The organism is Mycobacterium sp. IDUB_1, assembly GCF_055419625.1.
This window is the reverse complement of sequence record NZ_JBVAYA010000001.1, coordinates 1,095,092-1,112,501: the sequence shown is the minus strand read 5'-3', so window position 1 is coordinate 1,112,501 and position 17,410 is coordinate 1,095,092. Positions and strand designations below refer to the sequence as shown.

16 protein-coding genes are annotated in these 17,410 nt (G+C 67.6%); 10 read left to right on the top strand and 6 right to left on the bottom strand.

Annotated features, from left to right (window positions below):
• The first annotated feature begins 84 nt into the window (after positions 1–84).
• Positions 85–765, top strand: a complete 681-nt coding sequence (locus ACZYYX_RS05620) for a TetR/AcrR family transcriptional regulator (protein WP_463813445.1) — start codon at positions 85–87, stop codon at positions 763–765.
• Between the two features lie 31 nt (positions 766–796).
• Positions 797–985, top strand: a complete 189-nt coding sequence (locus ACZYYX_RS05615) for a DinB family protein (RefSeq protein ID WP_463813444.1) — start codon at positions 797–799, stop codon at positions 983–985.
• Between the two features lie 182 nt (positions 986–1,167).
• On the opposite strand, the gene ACZYYX_RS05610 is transcribed toward ACZYYX_RS05615, so the two are convergent.
• Positions 1,168–2,421 carry a sensor domain-containing protein gene (locus tag ACZYYX_RS05610; RefSeq protein ID WP_463813443.1) on the bottom strand — a complete coding sequence of 418 codons (1,254 nt, stop codon included), beginning with the start codon at positions 2,419–2,421 and terminating at the stop codon, positions 1,168–1,170.
• An 808-nt stretch (positions 2,422–3,229) separates the two neighbouring features.
• On the opposite strand from ACZYYX_RS05610, the gene ACZYYX_RS05605 reads away from it, so the two are divergent.
• Positions 3,230–3,658: a hypothetical protein gene (locus ACZYYX_RS05605; protein ID WP_463813442.1), complete on the top strand. Its 429-nt coding sequence runs from the start codon at positions 3,230–3,232 to the stop codon at positions 3,656–3,658.
• Between the two features lie 10 nt (positions 3,659–3,668).
• Here ACZYYX_RS05605 and ACZYYX_RS05600 read toward each other — a convergent pair whose 3' ends face one another.
• Positions 3,669–5,183 carry a PTS transporter subunit EIIC gene (locus ACZYYX_RS05600; RefSeq protein WP_463813441.1) on the bottom strand — a complete coding sequence of 505 codons (1,515 nt, stop codon included), beginning with the start codon at positions 5,181–5,183 and terminating at the stop codon, positions 3,669–3,671.
• 151 nt (positions 5,184–5,334) lie between these two features.
• On the opposite strand from ACZYYX_RS05600, the gene ACZYYX_RS05595 reads away from it, so the two are divergent.
• Genes ACZYYX_RS05595 through nagA form a run of 3 tightly spaced genes read left to right on the top strand, consistent with a single transcriptional unit; the run spans position 5,335 to position 7,767 of the window.
• On the top strand, positions 5,335–5,805 hold the full coding sequence (locus tag ACZYYX_RS05595) for a PTS sugar transporter subunit IIA (RefSeq protein WP_463813440.1): 471 nt from the start codon (positions 5,335–5,337) through the stop codon (positions 5,803–5,805).
• Entirely contained in the window at positions 5,805–6,590 is a 786-nt protein-coding gene (gene nagB, locus ACZYYX_RS05590; protein ID WP_463813439.1) for a glucosamine-6-phosphate deaminase, read from the top strand. Before ACZYYX_RS05595 ends, nagB begins: the two co-directional genes overlap by 1 nt.
• A 1-nt stretch (position 6,591) precedes the next feature.
• Complete coding sequence (nagA, locus tag ACZYYX_RS05585; protein WP_463813438.1) at positions 6,592–7,767, top strand: N-acetylglucosamine-6-phosphate deacetylase; 1,176 nt, start codon at positions 6,592–6,594, stop codon at positions 7,765–7,767.
• Here nagA and ACZYYX_RS05580 read toward each other — a convergent pair.
• Positions 7,718–9,727 (bottom strand): cellulase family glycosylhydrolase, encoded by a 2,010-nt coding sequence (locus ACZYYX_RS05580; RefSeq protein WP_463813437.1) that lies wholly within the window; start codon positions 9,725–9,727, stop codon positions 7,718–7,720. The two genes, nagA and ACZYYX_RS05580, sit on opposite strands and share 50 nt — an antisense overlap.
• 432 nt (positions 9,728–10,159) lie before the next feature.
• Here ACZYYX_RS05580 and ACZYYX_RS05575 point away from each other — a divergent pair, with 432 nt between their 5' ends.
• Positions 10,160–11,734: a hypothetical protein gene (locus tag ACZYYX_RS05575; protein WP_463813436.1), complete on the top strand. Its 1,575-nt coding sequence runs from the start codon at positions 10,160–10,162 to the stop codon at positions 11,732–11,734.
• A gap of 2 nt (positions 11,735–11,736) precedes the next feature.
• Here ACZYYX_RS05575 and ACZYYX_RS05570 read toward each other — a convergent pair whose 3' ends face one another.
• Positions 11,737–12,645, bottom strand: coding sequence for a short-chain dehydrogenase/reductase (locus ACZYYX_RS05570; RefSeq protein ID WP_463813435.1), 909 nt, complete (start codon positions 12,643–12,645; stop codon positions 11,737–11,739).
• 135 nt (positions 12,646–12,780) lie between these two features.
• Here ACZYYX_RS05570 and ACZYYX_RS05565 point away from each other — a divergent pair, with 135 nt between their 5' ends.
• The gene (locus tag ACZYYX_RS05565) at positions 12,781–13,653 is read left to right on the top strand and encodes a glycoside hydrolase family 16 protein (RefSeq protein WP_463814818.1); all 873 of its coding nucleotides are present in this window, start codon (positions 12,781–12,783) and stop codon (positions 13,651–13,653) included.
• Here ACZYYX_RS05565 and ACZYYX_RS05560 read toward each other — a convergent pair.
• Complete coding sequence (locus ACZYYX_RS05560; protein WP_463814817.1) at positions 13,628–13,765, bottom strand: DUF2256 domain-containing protein; 138 nt, start codon at positions 13,763–13,765, stop codon at positions 13,628–13,630. The genes ACZYYX_RS05565 and ACZYYX_RS05560 overlap by 26 nt on opposite strands.
• A gap of 129 nt (positions 13,766–13,894) precedes the next feature.
• Here ACZYYX_RS05560 and ACZYYX_RS05555 point away from each other — a divergent pair, with 129 nt between their 5' ends.
• The gene (locus tag ACZYYX_RS05555) at positions 13,895–15,652 is read left to right on the top strand and encodes a lipocalin family protein (protein ID WP_463813434.1); all 1,758 of its coding nucleotides are present in this window, start codon (positions 13,895–13,897) and stop codon (positions 15,650–15,652) included.
• On the opposite strand, the gene ACZYYX_RS05550 is transcribed toward ACZYYX_RS05555, so the two are convergent.
• Positions 15,636–16,880 (bottom strand): NAD(P)/FAD-dependent oxidoreductase, encoded by a 1,245-nt coding sequence (locus tag ACZYYX_RS05550; RefSeq protein WP_463813433.1) that lies wholly within the window; start codon positions 16,878–16,880, stop codon positions 15,636–15,638. The genes ACZYYX_RS05555 and ACZYYX_RS05550 overlap by 17 nt on opposite strands.
• Between ACZYYX_RS05550 and ACZYYX_RS05545 the strand changes: the two genes are divergently transcribed.
• Positions 16,879–17,406, top strand: a complete 528-nt coding sequence (locus ACZYYX_RS05545) for a hemerythrin domain-containing protein (RefSeq protein ID WP_463813432.1) — start codon at positions 16,879–16,881, stop codon at positions 17,404–17,406. The genes ACZYYX_RS05550 and ACZYYX_RS05545 overlap by 2 nt on opposite strands.
• The last annotated feature ends 4 nt before the right edge of the window (positions 17,407–17,410 follow it).

The following is a 17,410-nucleotide window of genomic DNA, read 5'->3' as shown; positions in this document are numbered from 1 at the left end:
TAACTAGATATTCGTATATTTATAGAGTCACGACTCCACCAGAGCAAGAGCAGCGGGCATACTGGTCGCTCGAAGGACACCACGATGAGCACATCCCCCGATGCCGCCGCTGCGGCACCTCCGCGCCGAGCGCGGGGGCGTCCTGCTGGCGGGGGCAATTCCGCCGATCAGGCCCGCACCGTGTTGATGGATGCCGCGGAGCGGTCGATCTTGGCACGCGGGTTCCAGGCCTCGACCATGGAGCTCATCGCGCGCGAGGCCGGATACTCGCGTGCCGCGATGTACCGCCATTTCCCGAATCGCCAACGGCTACTGGAGGAGCTGGTGGCCCGGAAGACGCGCGGGCATCAGCAGGAGACCGTGGCCCGCCTCCCCGAGGGTGCGAGCTTGGCCGACATGCTGGTAGAGAGTCTGGTCATCGTGGCGACGGAGCTCGTCGAGGACCCCCTGCTGCAGACGTTGTCGGAGCACACCGAGGACGGCACCATCGCGCAGTTGATCGCTCAGGACCGCTCACTGACAGAGCTGATCTCCGTCTTCGTCAGTTCACTCGACGTCGATCGCGACGGGCTGCGCGACGGGCTGCGGCCAGACGATCTCGCGCAATTCCTTGTCATTACCGCGATCACGTTGCTCATGGGGGTCGTCCCGGACTCCACCGATCCGCAGACGACGCGGCGCTACTTGCGGACCTTCGTGCTGCCCGCACTCTTGAGTGATCCGCCGGTTCCGGAACGGGTGTTCCCGCATGACGCGTGCCCTTGACCAGACAACTCCGAGTGCGGAGGCTTGACGGGTGAGAGTCGACCGCGCCGCGGCGCTGAAAGCCGAACGCGCCGCCCTGCTCGCCGTCTGCGAACGCCTCTCCGACTCGCAGTGGCTCACCGAGAGCAGGGCGCAGGGCTGGAGCGTGCGCGATGTCGTCGCACACATGGGGTCCGGCTGCCACGGAATCTTCACTCCATCAGCTCTGACTGCTGCGTAGCAACGACATCGAGGCCACCAACGACGACTTCGTAGTCGGCAACGACCAGATCGTGGCGGTTCACCCTGCCGAGCCCCCTTCCGCCGGTGAGGCGCTCACTGCACCTCCGGCAGACCCCACCCTAGAGCATTTTTGAATCTAGTTTAAACGGGGTGAGGTCACGAGCTCACAACTCTTCGGGCTCACAACTCCTCGGGCGGTGTCCTGCGCCGCGCCTTGTGCCGATACATGTCGATGTCGGCTTCTCGGATCAGTTCGCCGATGTCGCACGGCGGATTGCACGTCCACCCCACCGACGCGGTCACGCTCACCTCGCCGCTGTCGAGGCGGTGACTTCCGCTCAACGCCGCACCGACGCGGGATGCCAGATGTGCGACGCGGTCGTCGGTGACGGAGTCGATCACCAGGACGACGAACTCGTCCCCGCCGAGCCGGTAGGCCGAGTGGGGTGCGACGGCGTCGGCCAGTCGCCGCGCCGCGGCCTGGAGGACCGCGTCGCCCGCCGCGTGTCCGTGCATGTCGTTGATGCGTTTGAACCCGTCCAGGTCGGCGAAGACGATCCCCACGGGCGCCGACGGTTCGACGTCGCGGCGTTCGGCGATCTCGGCCACCAGCGCGTGGCGGTTGTGCAAGCCGGTGAGTTGATCGGTCACTGCCAGCCGGGCGAATTCGGCGTCGACCAACTTCCGGTCGGTGACGTCCTGGTACTGACCCAGCACGACATCGGCACCGCCGTGCGCGGCCGGGACCAGCACGGCGTGACACTGGATCCAGACGATGGCGCCGTCGCGGCGGAGATAGCGGGACTCGGCGAAGATTTGTGGCGCCGAACGGTCGACCAGTTGACGCCACTCCTCTTCGGCGGTCTCACGATCATCGGGATGCACACCGTCGAGATAGCGCAACCCTTCTGCCTCCTCGCGAGAGACGTCCAACATCTGACACAGCGACGGGTTCACGTACAGAGCGTCACCAGCCGTGGTGAACATCGCCTCGCCGAAAGGCGCGTTCTCCCTGCTGATGTGGAGCAGTCGTTGTGCCTCGTCTCGAGCTCGTTCGGCCTCGACTCCTTTGGTGACGTCGGCGACCTCGACGTATAGCCCGTGCACCTGCCCGTCGATCACCTCGGGCAGATACGACGCCTGCACATGCCGGGTGACACCGTGTCCGTCGGTGAGTGTCTTCTCGAAGACCTGGTCGCGGCCGCTCATCGCTGCCTCGACATAGGGGCGGCTGGTCTCGCCGAGATCGCCGACCAGCAAGTCGAAGATGTGGCGGCCCCGGATCTCGGCGGGAGTCTTCGCGAAGAATTGCGTGTGGGCGTTGTTCGCGATCACGTTGCACAGGTTGGCGTCCCAGTAGGCCACCATCGACGGCAACCGATCGATGAGTTGCCGCAATTGGAACGCATTGTCGTGGCCCGGCTCGTCTGACATCGATCGCCCCTTTCCGCTCACCGGAATCCGCGATGACACGGCGACTCCCTCTGCCGCAGCCTTCCACATTCCGGCGACCACACGAGCGTCACCAAGCCTCGACGGGCGGGTCAGCCAGTCCCCAGGATCTGTGCAGCCCCTGTCCAAACTCCGTCCCTACCCTCGCGGAGGCGTCGGGGAAGCACGACACAAGGAGCACTGGATGAAGGCGAAATCATTCGTCACGTGCGCTGCAGTGACTGCCGGGATCGGCGCTGCTGTCCTCGGCCTGGGTGCCGCCCCGGCAATGGCGCAGCCGGGCGGTCCTGGGCCCGGCCCTGGCTGGCATGGGCCGCCTCCCCCGTCGCCTCCGCCGCCCGGTGGGCCCGGTTGGCAGGGACCGCCCGGTGGACCACCTGGCGGACCACCACCGCCCAACTGGGGTCCGCCTCCCCCTCCTGACTGGGGACCGCCGGAAGGTCCCCAGTGGCGCGGCCATCGACCGCCCTGGGGTGACGGTCCGGCGCCGTGGGGCTTCGGACCGCCCCCGCCGCCCCCTCCGCACGGGCCTCTCCCTCCACCGTGGGGACCGCCACCTCCGCCCTTCGATTACTGGGGGCACGGGGTGCAACCGGTCTTCGATCCGGGCTTCCACGCATGGGGTTTCTGGTTCTTCGGAATCTGGATTCCGCTCTGATCCCCGGCGGTGCCGGATCGCCCCTTCAGGACGGTCCGGCACCGCATCAGATCTCGGTTCGGCGACACAACGGATACAACCGATTCCGCCTACCACTTCCCACCCTGACCAGGCCGTACATTGCGAGTCACTATGGCAAGGGTTTTCCGCACGCTTCTCCGGCCGATAGCCGCCGTCGCCGCACCGGCAGTTGTCGCCCTGGCCCTCGCCGGCTCCGCGGCCGCCGACCCGGCACTTCTCAACGGCACCTACGGCTCCACCGACGGCGATCCGTACAACGTCTGGACCATCGCCACCAGCTGCAGCCCCGCCGGCTGCACCGGCACCGTGTCCAGCAACCAGGGGTGGACGGCGCCGATCACCTTCACCAACGGTCGCTGGAACTTCACGGTGTCCAAACCGGGCGGCCTCACCTGCGACGACGGCCACTACGAACCAGCTGTGGTGTCGATGTCGATCGACCCCGTGACCCTCGGCGGCGTGGTGTCGTCGGATTCGAATTACGGCTGCGCGGGCGGCATCGTGACCCAGAGCCCGTTCCAGCTGCAGAAGGTCGGCTGACCTTCCGGAACTACAGCGCCTCGCGGATGTCGTTCTTCAGCGCTTCGGACTGAGTGCCGAACACCGCCTGTACGTTGTTGCCCACCTCGATGACGCCGGCGGCTCCGAGCGCTTTGAGACGGCCCTGGTCGACCTTCGACTTGTCGGCGACCTCCATGCGCAGTCGGGTGATGCACGCGTCGACGTTGACCAGGTTCTCGCGACCGCCGAACGCCTCGATGAGTTCTTCGGCTTTCGTACGCGTTGTGGTCTGAGCGGGCGCGGCCACTGCGGTCGTCGTCGCTCCGTCCGCGCCGGCCTCCAGGTTGGCCTGCTCCTCGGCCTCGAACTCGTCTTCCGGCTCACGTCCCGGGGTACGCATGTTGAACTTCGTGATCGCGAACCGGAACAGCAGGTAGTAGACGACGAAGAACACGACGCCCATGCCGACCAGCAGCGGAATGTTCTTCGCGGCCGGTGCCGTGCCGTAGAGCAGCAGGTCGATCAGGCCGGCCGAGAACGAGAACCCGAGATGGATGTCGAGCAGGTACGCGATCGCCAGCGACAGGCCGGTCAGGACCGCGTGGATGACGTAGAGCGGGAACGCCACGAACATGAACGCGAACTCCAGCGGTTCGGTCACGCCGGTGAGGAAGGCGGTCAGCCCCGCTGCCGACAGGATGCCGACGGCGACCTTGCGCTGCTTCTTGTTCGCGACGTGGATCATCGCCAGCGCCGCCGCGGGAAGACCGAACATCAGGATCGGATAGAAACCGGACGTCAGGATGCCCGCCGTCGGGTCTCCCGCCGCGAATCGGGTGAGTTCGCCGGTGACGGTCTCTCCGCCCGGAGTCTGGTAGTCGCCGTAGAGGAACCAGATGTAGGAGTTGGGAATGTGGTGCAGCCCCAACGGGATCAGCATTCGATTGGCGAATCCGTACACGAACGCACCGATTGCTCCGGAACCGCCGATGAACTCACCGAGGCCGGTCAGCCCGGCGTCGAAGATCGGGTAGAAGTAGCTCATCGCGAATGCGAGGAACAGGCACGCCAGCGAGACGACGATCGGGACGAAGCGTCGACCGCCGAAGAAGCCGAGATACGAGGGCAACTCGATCGTGTGATACCGGTCGAACAACCAGGCCGTGAGCAACCCGACGACGATGCCGGCGAACACGCTGTAGTTGATCAGCGCCTGCTCACCGGATTTGTCGACCTCGCCGGCCAGCACGATCGGCGACATGGTCTTGAACACCGCCTGCATCACCAGGTACCCGACGACTGCCGACAGCGCCGTCGACCCGTCAGCCTTCTTCGCGAAACCGATGGCGACACCGACCGCGAACAGCAGGGGCAGGTTGGTGAACAGCGCGTCGCCGGCCGCACTCATCGCCTTGAAGAAGGCGCCGATGACGGGGACCTCGATCCGTCCGAGCAGATCCGGCTGCCCGAGCCGCAGCAGGATGCCCGCGGCCGGCAGTACCGCGATCGGCAGCATGAGGCTCTTGCCCAGCCGCTGCAATTGGGCGAATCCGGGTATCCGCATACCTGACTTACTCTGCGCTTCTTGTGGTTTCGCAGATCGATCCGTCACAGGTCAGCCTTCCTTCTCGCCGGTTCCGTGCCCGGGCGCAAGTTCTGCAAGCCTATTCTTGGTGCGATCGGCTTTCATCCGATCGACAAAAGGAGTCGCGCCAGTGAGCCCAACACCCGTCCTCGCCCCTGTTCAGGGCCGCGCGGTCCCCCTCTCCGATGTGCCCGATCCGGTGTTCTCGGCGGGCATGGTCGGCTACGGGGCCGCGGTGGACCCGCCGCACGAGGTGATCGAGGCGGTCGCTCCGGTGACCGGCAAGGTACTCAAGCTGATGCCGCACGCGTACGTGATCATGACGGCCGACAACGTCGGTGTCCTGGTCCATCTCGGGCTGGACACCGTCGCGCTCGACGGTGAGGGCTTCACCACCCATGTGAGCCAAGGTGACGAGGTCACCGCGGGCCAGACGGTGATCACCTATGACGTTCCGGCGATCGTGGCCAAGGGGCTGAATCCCATTGTGCCCGTTGTGGTGATGGACGAGCGGGAGCCGGCCAACATCACGCCCGACGAGGCCGTCCTCGAAGGCGCGGTGCTCACCTCGGGCGACGGCCTGTTCACGGCCGGTACCTGATGGAAGTCGTTGTCCTGCAGGATCGCAGCGACATCGGGCGCGTCGCCGCCGATGCCATCACCGCGTTGCTCCGACGCACACCCGATGCGGTTCTCGGATTGGCCACCGGGTCCTCGCCCCTGAGCATCTACGACGAGCTGGTCGCCCGATACGAGGCGGGCGAGCTGTCGTTCCGGCAGGCCAAGGGCTTCACGCTCGACGAGTACGTCGGCCTGCCTGCCGATCACCCCGAGCGCTATCGCAACGTCATCGACGCGGTGTTCGCCTCGCGCGTGGATTTCGCTGACGGCGCCGTGCAGGGTCCTGACGGCCTGGCCGCCGACATCCCGGCCGCGTGCGCGGCCTACGAGGCGGCGATCCGCGCCGCCGGTGGGGTGGACCTGCAGATCCTCGGGATCGGCACCGACGGACACATCGGTTTCAACGAGCCCGGGTCGTCGCTCGCCTCGCGCACCCGGATCAAGACACTGACCCGGCAGACCCGTCTCGACAACGCCCGGTTCTTCGACGACGACGTCGACGCGGTGCCCACGCACTGCCTGACGCAAGGGTTGGGCACCATCTCCGAGGCGCGGCACATCGTGCTGGTGGCGACGGGACGGGGTAAGGCCGAAGCGGTGCACCACCTGGTCGAAGGAGCGGTCAGCGCGATGTGGCCCGCGACCGTGCTGCAGCACCATCCGCACGTGACCGTGCTGCTCGACGACGCTGCCGCGCGCCGGCTGCAACTCGTCGACTACTACCGCGAGACATATCGCAGCAAACCCGACTGGCAGGGCATCTGAGGTGCTGCTGCGCGCCGACACCGTCCTGACGGGACGAAAGTCGTTGCAGCCCGGATGGATCGACGTCGTCGACGGCTCCATCCGCGCAGTCGGCGAGGGCGACGCACCCACGACGGTCGATCGCGATCTCGGCGCGGTCACCGTGGTGCCGGGGTTCGTCGACACCCACCTGCACGGCGGCGGCGGCGCCAACTTCACCGCCGCCGACCCGGAAGAGACCGCCACCGCGGTCGCCGTCCACCGCAGCCACGGGAGCACCACGCTGGTCGCATCGCTGGTCACCGCCGATCGCGATGACCTGCTGAGGCAGGTCGCCGCCCTGGCGCGCGACGTCCGGACCGGGCTGCTCGACGGGATTCACCTGGAAGGACCATGGCTGTCGCCGCGGCGCTGCGGTGCGCACCAACCGGCGCTGATGCGCGATCCCGAACCGGCCGAGATCGACGCCGTCGTCGAGGCAGGCGACGGCACGATCCGGATGGTCACCCTGGCCCCGGAGCGTGCAGGGGCGATCGCCGCCATCGAACAGCTCACCGCCGCGGGGGTGGTGGTCGCCGTCGGGCACACCGAGGCGACCTACGCGCAGACGCAGGCCGCGATCGACGCGGGCGCAAAGGTCGGCACCCACCTCTTCAACGCGATGCGTCCGATCGATCGCCGCGAACCGGGTCCGATCACCGCACTGCTCGAAGATCCCCGTGTCACAGTCGAACTGATCACCGACGGCGTGCACCTCGATCCCGCCATCTATCGTCTGGTGACGAAAGCTGTCGGCCCCGAACGCATCTCGCTGATCACGGATGCGATGGCGGCAACCGGCATGGCGGACGGACGCTATGATCTCGGCCCGCTGGCCGTCGACGTCGTCGACGGGGTGGCCCGGGTTGCCGGCAGCGACACCACCGCCGGCAGCACGGCCACGATGGACCGGGTGCTCAGGTGTGCAGTCCAGTACAGCGGCGTCCCACGGGACGAGGCGCTGCGGGCCGCGGTGGCGCAGACGTCGGTGAATCCCGCTGCAGCACTGGGGTTACCCAGTGCCGAACTCGCCGCGGGGTCGACCGCCGACCTTGTCGTGCTCGACGATCAGCTGGCGGTGACCGGGGTGATGCGCGCAGGTGTCTGGGTCACAGCCGAACCGCCGCAGCGTCCATCAACGCCCGGGCGACAGCCTTGAGCGTGAGGTCGGCGCGGAGCACACCGAAGTTCTGTTCGCCGTCGGCCGGATTCGTACCTCCGTCGACCAGCTCGTAGTAGATCAGCGGACCTGCCCAATCCCAGAGCGCGACCTGGTCGCGGGCTCCCAGCATGATGGCTGCCTGCTGCTGCTCCGAGACGGCGTTGACGCTCGTGCCTGTGGGCGCGCCGAATTCGGTGATCCAGACTTGCTTGTCGCCGTCACCGTGGCTGTTCATGACGGCCTGCAGCGCGGGCAGGTCGTAGAAGCCCCCTTCTTGCCGCTGCTGAGGATCCATCGGCAGATTCGGATAGCTGTAGGGGTGAACAGCGATCGCGTCGGCGAGCTGAGCGGAACCGTTGGCATAGAGCTGTTCCAGATAGGTGACGGGAGGTGTTTCCCCCACCTGGCCGTCGTACTGAGGGCTGAGACCGCCGATGAGGAGTGTCGCTCGCGGATCGACCCCGCGGATCGCCGTCGCGGCCGCCCTGAACAACCGACCGTACTCATCGGCATCGGGCATCGTGGGCCAGAACTTGGCGGTGTTCGGTTCGTTCCACACCTCCCAGGAGCTCACCCCCGACGGCGCGTACCGCTGCGCGGCGAGCTGCGCGAACTTCGCGAAGTCCGCGAGGTCCGAGGGCCTGGCGTGAGTCGGCTCCGACAGCGACTGCGTCCCGGACGAGCGCGCCCACGCAGGCGTGAAGCCGAGCATCACGAGCACGTTCATCTGATGGGCGACGGCCTCGTTGACGAGGAGGTCGGTCTGTGACCAGTCCATGCGGCGCTTCGTCGGTTGAATGGCCGACCAATCCATGTCGATGCGCACCCACGTCACGCCCATCGCCGCCATCAGGTCGAATTCCTGCTTGACGGTGGCCGCATCGGCGCCTCGCAGATGCAGTGTCATGCCGATGCCCGACGCCGGATCGTCGTCGGCGATGACGGCGTTGCTCTGCCCGACCAACTGACCTGCAGTCCGCACGATCAACGCGCCGACGGCGCTGGTCAATTCGACGCGGACGATCTCGTCGGGCTCGTACGTCGTGTCGCCGACGACGGTGATCGGGATCGTCGCCGACGTTTGCCCCGGTGCGAACACCACGGAACCCGTGGCAGCGACGAAGTCCGTGCCCGCCGTTGCCCGGTACCCGGTCCCGGTGTAGCCGGACACCGTGTATCCAACGGTCACCGCGGTCTTGGACGCACCGGACAACTGGACCGTCACCAGCTCGACGTGCGGTCCGCCGTCGCCCTCGGTGAGGTAGGTGGTGCCCTGCGGAAAGCCCACGGTGATCGACGGGCTCGACTTGCTGCCCTTCGTGGTCGCCTGCAGCTGCAGGCTCATCCGTTGGACACCGGCACCGAAGAGTTGGATCTTGTCGGCCAACGCGTCGCGACGCGTGGTCAGCGCCGCACCCCACACCAGGGGCATCACTGCGGGCGAGACCGGGTCGTCTCCGACGGACCCCGACCGATCGCTGGGCGTCCGAGGCGACAACATCCGCACTCGGGTGGGGGGCCGCGACGACTCGGTCGCATCGTCGGTGGCGGCGTCCCCCGACGTCGACCGGGACCGACGTGCCTCCCGGGCGGCCTCTCGCCGCGATTGGCGGGCCTCGGCGCGGGTCTCGGTCGTGCGGTCTCGGGACGCGGCGACGCGCGGACGGGTCGTCGTCGACGTACTCGACGCAGTGTGCGACGTCGAGCCGTCGGCGTCGGAACCGCTTGCGTCAGCAAATGCCAGACCGGGCGTGGCGACGATGGCCGCACCGATGCCGAGCGCGACCGCGAGTGCGCCGGCGCGCCCTATCCATGCAGAGCCGCGCACGCTCGCGGTCCGGTGGGCACCGACCTCGGCGTACTCGGACGCGGCTCCCCGGCTGTCCGGATCGGCCAGCGTGTGCGCCCCACGCCTCCGAAGCTCGCCGTCATGCGAAAGGCACTGTTGTCGAGTCATCTTCAAGATCACCCCCGACGATGTGGACCAGCCCGGCACCGAACAACCGTCACGCCCGGCAATTGACGGCAGTGTAACGCCTCGGCTCCCCGAGAGAAGCGTGAACCGGTACCGGGGCTGCCGTCGACGTCCGCCGCAGCCCATCACGGACGGCTCGATCGGTGGCTGCGCCGCGCATGGCCTCGAGCTATCCCGAATACCATCGCCAACCACCAGGTCCCCACCCTCGGGACCATCGCCGAGGGCGACCGGTGTGTGACTGGGCTCACAGGACAACGTATGTTGTCACGGTCACGATTGGTGAGGACAGGCGGGTTCGCGGTGATTGCTACAGGGGACGCGGTACAGCGGGCACCCAGACGTTCGCGCATTCGGTCGGCTGTCGCCGCCGCGACGTTGTGCGCAGGCCTGGCAGCACTACCGGCACCGGCGGTGGCGTGGGCGGACCCAGCCGGTTCGGACTCGGACAGCTCTGCCGCCCACTCGGTGACCCCGCCGCCGAGCTCACCGACCACGGCCACGGACGACACGCCGCAAACAGAGTCGAAAACGGACGCGACCAGCTCCGGTGACACCGGTGAAGTCACGCGACCGCGGTGGCGGCGCGACGGGAGCGACGAGCACGAGCGGGTCACGCGTCGTCCCCTCCTCGCGAGGCTGCAGGAGAAGGCAGAGGAGCGCAGGGCCCGGAGCGCGACCACGGACGAGCCGGAGGCCGCTCCCGACGTTGCTGAAGCTCCCGACGACACCCCGCGGCGCCTGAAGATCGTCCGCACCGAACGCTCCGCGGAGCCGCCGGCTGTAGCGGAACCGACCGTCGCCGCTGCGGTCACCGAGCCGTCCACCGCCGAGATCCCGGTGCCTCAGCCGCTCTCTCCCCTGGGCAAGCTGGTGCAACTGCCCGCGCGGCTGATCAACACGGTGCTGCAGGTCCTCGACATCACGTCGTCGACGAGCGGGCCGCAGCCACCGATCAAGATCATCCCGCCGATCAACGATCTGCTGTTCGCGGTCTTCCGCGAGGGCGAGAAGTGGTTCCGGCTGGATCGGACTCCTCCGCCACAGCCTCCGATTCCGGCGGTGACCTATGGCGGGCCCCCGACCGGAGAGACACCGACCGTGGCGCAGTTCCTCAATGCGTCGGCCTCGGGATACGGGCTCGGGACGACACCCGAGGGCCTGGTTCCGTTCACCGTCAACGGCTTTCAGCTCGCGTCGGCGAACATCCTGTCCGGGATGGCCGCGCGGGCGTGGGTGACGCCCGAGGGGCAGGTCGTCATCGCCTACCAGGGCACCACCGGCGGCACCAACCTGCTGTTCATCCCGCTCATCGCCGGGGCCCAGCTGTTCACCGACCTGCAGGTCGTTTTCACCTCGAAGACTCCGCGCGCGTTCTACGACGCGCTGCGCTTCGCCAAGCGGGTACAGGCCGCCGCGGAGAGCCAGGGTTACGACGCCGACGACGTCTTCGTCACCGGGCACTCACTCGGCGGCTGGGAGGCCCAGTACGTCGCGCAGCAGCTCAGCCTTCCCGGCGTCAGCTTCGAAGCGCCGGGGATGAACACCACCGTCGACGGTAACGGGCGGGACTCGATGTTCGTCAACATCATCACCTACGGCGACCCTGCGGGGTTCATGGCGACCGATCTGCCGGGCCTGCAACCGCTCATGCCGCCCTACGTCCCGGGCGGGGGCAGCAAGCCGCACTACGGCAACATCGTGCTGATCGGCGATCCGGCCGCGATGACACCTCTGCTGAACGCGGCGACCCTGTGGCACACGGGCCCGATCAGGAATCTGATCTTCCTGGCCGATTTCTTCGGCAACTTCTTCCAGTACCACCTGCCGGGTATCCAGGCCTACCACCTCGGCGTCGTACCCGATCCGGGCGTGGTGCCGTGGCTGGGAACCGCGAGCGGACCGGTGAACGTCGGCTGGGGCGAGTTCACGATCCCCGAACTGCTCACCGCCGTCTCGGGCACCGCGACGTCCACTGTCGCCGCCTGAGATCACGAATCAGGCTGTCGCGCATCGCTTTCAGCTGCCGTGATGGCCGCCTGCACTTTGCGGTTGTGCAGCAGCACGTCGTCCATCACCACGGTGGTCACCGATCGTAGCGCCAGCAGTGGCCGCACCCACGCCGGTGCGCTCACGCTCGGTGCGCGGCGCTCGATCGCGTCGAGCATGGCATCGGCAGCCTCGGTGACAGTCATCTCCTTGGTGAACACCCGGGGCACGGCTTGCCGAATCGCTGCGGCCGAGGCGTCGGAAAACGCATCGGCGGCCAGGTCGGTGTCGATGAACCCCAGATAGGCGATGCCCGCAGTGGCACCGTGGGACGCCAGCTCCACCCTCAGCGTCCGGGCGAGTTGCTCGACACCGGCCTTGCTCACCGCATACGGCGCAGCGAGCACGCCGTTGAAGAAGGCATAGATCGACCCGACCAGCAGGACATGACCGCGGCGCTCGATGACAGCGGGCAGGGCGGCGCGCACCGTGCGCCACTGGCCCAGCAGGTCGACGTCGACGGTGTGCTCGAAATCGTCGGCGGCGATCGTGGCGACCGTGCGCGACGGCGGCGCTATCCCCGCGTTCGCGATCACGACGTCGATGCCGCCGAACGTAGCCACTGCATCGTCGGCGGCGCGTTGGAGCCGTTCCGCCGATGTCACATCTGCCTCGAACGCGGCTGCACCAGAACCCAATTCGTCTGCCAACTGTTGCAGCGGCGCCAGCCGACGACCCACGAGTGCGACCTGTGCACCGCGGGCGTGCGCTCGCCGCGCCGTCTCGGCGCCCAACCCCCTGGCCGCACCGGTGATGAACACGACGCGGCCCTGCAGGTCGTACCGGGGTGGGCGGGTGACGATCCGGGCAACCGTTCGGCCGGCCAACCGCATGGCATCGTCGAGGATCACGGCTACAGACGGTAGCCGCTCAGCGGCGCCGTCAAACCAGCCCCGACACGACGGGAATCGTCGCGGGAAGGCCGATCACCTTCAGGCGTCATCATTTATGGTCATTCGGTGCCAGAACTCGATCGCCGCAACCTGATGGTCATGTTCGGATTGGGCGCGGCCGCCGTGGCGCTGCCCACCGCGCTGCCCACCGCGACGGCTCACGCGCAGCCCCTTCCCGGCGACGTACCACCCGTCCCCGCTCCCCCGGGAGCCCCGCCCGCCCCGGGCGCCACTGTCGACCCCGGCCCGGTGTTCCTGTTCCAGGAGGAGTTCAACGGGCCCGCGGGCGCACCGCCCGATCCGGCATGGTGGTTCATCGTCCCCGAGCGCGAGACGATCAGGAACCCCGTCGAGTGGGACAAGCCCTACAACATGGGCCGCTACGTCACCGATCAGGAGCACGTCTTCCAGGACGGCAACGGCAACCTCGTCATTCGGGCCACCCGCGGCCCCGGCACGACGATCCAGGAGAAGTACGCGAGCGCCAAGATCATCGGGAACTGGCGCGGCGGCGTCGGCACGACGTGGGAGGCCCGCATCAAGCTCGACTGCCTCACCGACGGCGCCTGGCCCGCATTCTGGCTCCTCAACGACAACCCGGTGCGCGGCGGCGAAGTGGACCTCGTCGAGTGGTACGGCAACAACGATTGGCCGTCCGGAACCACCGTGCACGCCCGGTTGGACGGCACCTCGTTCGCCACCGACCGCCATCCGATCGACAACGGGTGGCACACCTGGCGGATGACGTGGCTGCCGACGGGCATGTACTTCTGGAAGGACTATCAGCCCGGGATGGAGCCGTTCTTCACGGTGCCCGCGAACTCGATCGACGACTGGCCGTTCAATGACCCCGGGTACACGCTGGCCCCGGTGTTCAACATCGCCGTCGGCGGCTCGGGCGGTCGCGAACCGGCCGGCGGGACATACCCGGCGCAGATGCTCATCGACTGGATTCGCGTTTTCTGACCGCATCACCGCGGCAACGGCGCGAGCAGTAGACGATGTGGTCCCACTGTCCGCGCGACGCCCACTTCTTCCGGTTGTGGAAGGGGCGGCCACACACCGGACAGATCTTCACCTCGGGTTGTGACGGCACCCTGCCTTTGTACGCGGCCTTTGTACGCGGCACTGCCTCTGTGCGTGACGACTCACTGACGTCGGCGACAAATCTGTCCGCCCACGGGTGCCGCCGGGCTAGGTTCGGGCCGTGACGTCGAGACACTGGGGTTACTGGTTCTTCAGCCGTTGGTTGTTTGGGCTGGGTGCCGGTGCGTGCATCGCCTTGGGCGCCGGAGAGGGAGTAGCCAGCGCTGACCCCGACGTCGGGGGCACCGGTGACGCCGCGCCGACCCGGTCGGTCGACGCAGGTCCATCGCGGGACGCGAATGCCGCCACGGCAGACAGGGCCGAGAAGCGCGCCGCGAGGAAGGCGGCCCGAGCCGACGACGATCCGGCGGCGGCACCTGCGTCCACGAAGCCGCGCAGCCGCGTGAAAGCCCGCAGCACCGACACCGACACCAATCCCGCAGGGCGGCAGCGGCTGCTCACACTGCGCACCACCGACACCCGGGACTCGGCGCCCGAACCCCCGGTCGTCGCGCAGGTCGAGGCAGCCGACACCGTCACCGGTGTGCGGACCGGCCGCGCGAAGCTGGACATCCCGGTCGGTGAGAAGGACTTGAAGACCCGGGCCGACTGGTACTTCCCCACCCAGTCCAACGGGTCGGTCGACGCCACCGGTGTCATCTATCTGCAGCACGGCTTCATGGGCCGCAAGTTCTTCTACTCGGCGCTGGCGAAAGACCTGTCGCAACAGACCAACAGCATCGTCGTGGTGCCCAACATCCCGTCGTTCCCGTCGCTGCGGTGCGGCGGCTGCTGGCTCAACGGAACGCAGACACAGCAGGCGGTGGCCGATCTGTTCCTCGGCGACGAGAACGAACTCGCCACGAGTGCCGCCGCCGCCGGGTTCACCGGCGATCTGCCGAAGGACTTCGTGCTCACCGGGCACTCGGCCGGCGGCGGTCTGGCCGCCGCGGCCGGCGGCTACTACGAGGCCGATCCCGGCAACACCGGCAACCTGCGCGGCGTCGTGATGTTCGACGGATTCGCCTACAAGAACGTCGTCCCCGAGGCGCTGACACGCCTCGGGGACATCCCGGTGTACCAGATCGCAGCCCCACCGCAGGCGGGCAATCTGTTCGGCGCCACCACCAAGGAACTCGTCGCCGCGCGACCGGGGCAGTTCGTCGGAGTCACCCTCGCCGGCGGGTCGCACGTCGACTCGCTGCTCGGCGGCAACCCCGTGATCGATGTCCTGTCGCAGCTGTTCACCCGGTTCTCGGCACCCGGCGACACCGCGGCGGTCTACACCTTGGCGTCCGGGTGGATCAACGACCTGTATCAGGGTCTCGGGCCGGCCGACGGCACCGGCATCTACGGGGTGCCCGACCAGTACATCGTGCTCGGCGACACCTCGGCCATCGTGCTGGCTCCCCCGCCACTCGTCGACGTCGACTCCTACTTGGGCACCTGGTACGAGGTCGGCAGCGTCAAGCAGTTCTTCTCGATCGGGCTGGTGAACACCAAGGCCGTCTACGGGCTGAACCCCGACGGCTCGATCAGTGTCGCGAACTCCGGCAACTACTTCTCCGACAACGGACCGGAATCGACCATCCAGGGAACCGCGTTGCCCGTCGACGACACCAACACCAAATTGAAGGTGACGTTCTTCGGCACGCCGAACGCCGACCCGCCGGGCAATTACTGGATCGTCGATCTCGATCCCGACTACCAGTGGGCCATCGTGACCGATCCGACGGGCCTGTCGGGCTTCCTCCTCAGCCGCACGCCCGTGGTGTCCGAGGACTTCTACCGCGAATTGCTCGCCCGCGCTTCGGTATACGGAGTCAAGGCCCGCATCACCCCGACCCGTCAGCCCGGAGCCGTCACAACCGCCCTCTGAGGATGCCGTGCCAATACGTCTGGGGAAGCGCGTAGCGGTCGAACACCCATGCGGCGCGGCGCGGCTTCGTCGAATCGACGAAGGACGGCAGCGACGACGTCAACCGTCCGCGGCGATCGAACTCGCCGGCGATGAGGCGCCGTCTGTCGGTGGTGATCGGCGCGACGGTGTAACCGTCGTAGTGCTTCATCGGGCCGCCCTCGCGAGCCGCCCGCACGTTGTGCACCAGGATGGCAATCTGCTTGCGCAGCGCGCCGCCGGAGGGGTCGGTGTCGACGGCCGCGCCGTCGCCGGCCGACCAGATGTTCGGGTATGTGCGGTGCCGCAGCGTGGTCGGGTCGATGTCGACGAGCCCGTGGGGCTGATCGCCCGTCAGTCCCGATGCCTCGAGCCACCGCGGGCCCCGGAACGGCGGGACCAGATGTAGGAAATCGTAGGAGACATGCTCGCCGCCGTCGACGGTGACGGATTGCGCTTCCGGCTTCAGTTCGCACACTCGGGTGTCGTAGAGGACGCGAACGTCGAACTCCGACAAGCGTTTCGACAGCCTGGCGTCGATCCCTGGCACGCCCACCAGGTGGGGGCGATCGATCACCAGGGTGATACTCACCCCCGGTAGCCGCCCGGTGTCGCGCCAGTGCGCGGCAGCGAGGAACAGCGGCTTGATCGTGGTTCCTGTACAGCTGACGGGGGCGCGGGGCACGGTGAACACGGCATGGCCGCCCGCCGGCATTGCGTCGATCCGACGCCATGTCTTCTCGGCGTGGTCGAGGTAATTGCTGGCGACGGCAGGAGTCTCGAGAGCGGCCGCCACACCGGGCAATTCGTCGTCGTCAGGCACCAACCCGGCACCGATCACGAGGTCGGTGTAGCGCAGTCGGCGGCCGGTGGTGCATTCGGCGGTCGACTCCACCGGATCGATGGACACCGCGGCGTCGCGGATCCAGGTGCATCGTGACGGCGTGACAGATCGCTGGGTGCGCTCGGCACTGCGCAACGCGGCCTGCCCGCCTCCGACATAGGACAGCAGGGGTCGATAGGTGTGCACCGTCTGCGGTTCGATGACGGCGACACGCTCAAATCCCTTGCGCAGCAAGCGCGCCGCAGTGCTGATCCCTGCATTTCCGCCCCCGACGACGACGACATCGAACCGCTGCTCGGTGTCTCGCTCCACCGCTTCGTGGTACCCCGGTTCCGCATGGGGAAACCCGGGTATTCCTGCGCTCATGGCCGACATCATCGATCTCATCTACGCCGACCACGACTGGCTGCGCCGACAGTTCTTCCGGCTCGACGACGCGCGCTCCCCCGACGAGCTGGCCGCGATCTGGAAAGCACTCGGCACGCGATTGGATGCCCACGCCGACGCCGAGGAGACGGTGTTCTACCCGGCCCTGCTGGCCCACGGAGGTCGCGACGACCCGGGTAATCCCGAAGGGGACCCGGAGGACGAGACCGAGGACGCGATCACCGACCACAACGCGATCCGCGATGCGGTGCGCCGGTCCCGGGACCACCAGCCGGGCAGCGACGAGTGGTTCGCGGCCGTCAACGCAGCCCGCAAGGAGAACGGCTCCCACCTCGACGAGGAGGAACGGGAGGCGATGCCCGACTTCATCAAGAGCGCGACGCTCGAGCTGCGCCACGAACTCGGCATGAAATGGCTGCGGTTCTATGCCGAACGCGAATCCATCACTGGCGTCGACGCTGATGACAAGGACGCTGAGCGCTACATCGAGGAGCACAGCGTTTGACAAA

Coding starts and splice junctions, on each gene's coding strand:
- ACZYYX_RS05580 (WP_463813437.1), bottom strand. CDS start 9,727: ATGACTCGACAACAGTGCCTTTCGCATGACGGCGAGCTTCGGAGGCGT.
- ACZYYX_RS05545 (WP_463813432.1), top strand. CDS start 16,879: ATGGCCGACATCATCGATCTCATCTACGCCGACCACGACTGGCTGCGC.
- ACZYYX_RS05550 (WP_463813433.1), bottom strand. CDS start 16,880: ATGAGCGCAGGAATACCCGGGTTTCCCCATGCGGAACCGGGGTACCAC.
- ACZYYX_RS05605 (WP_463813442.1), top strand. CDS start 3,230: ATGGCAAGGGTTTTCCGCACGCTTCTCCGGCCGATAGCCGCCGTCGCC.
- ACZYYX_RS05610 (WP_463813443.1), bottom strand. CDS start 2,421: ATGTCAGACGAGCCGGGCCACGACAATGCGTTCCAATTGCGGCAACTC.
- ACZYYX_RS05565 (WP_463814818.1), top strand. CDS start 12,781: ATGGTCATGTTCGGATTGGGCGCGGCCGCCGTGGCGCTGCCCACCGCG.
- ACZYYX_RS05600 (WP_463813441.1), bottom strand. CDS start 5,183: ATGCGGATACCCGGATTCGCCCAATTGCAGCGGCTGGGCAAGAGCCTC.
- nagB (WP_463813439.1), top strand. CDS start 5,805: ATGGAAGTCGTTGTCCTGCAGGATCGCAGCGACATCGGGCGCGTCGCC.
- ACZYYX_RS05620 (WP_463813445.1), top strand. CDS start 85: ATGAGCACATCCCCCGATGCCGCCGCTGCGGCACCTCCGCGCCGAGCG.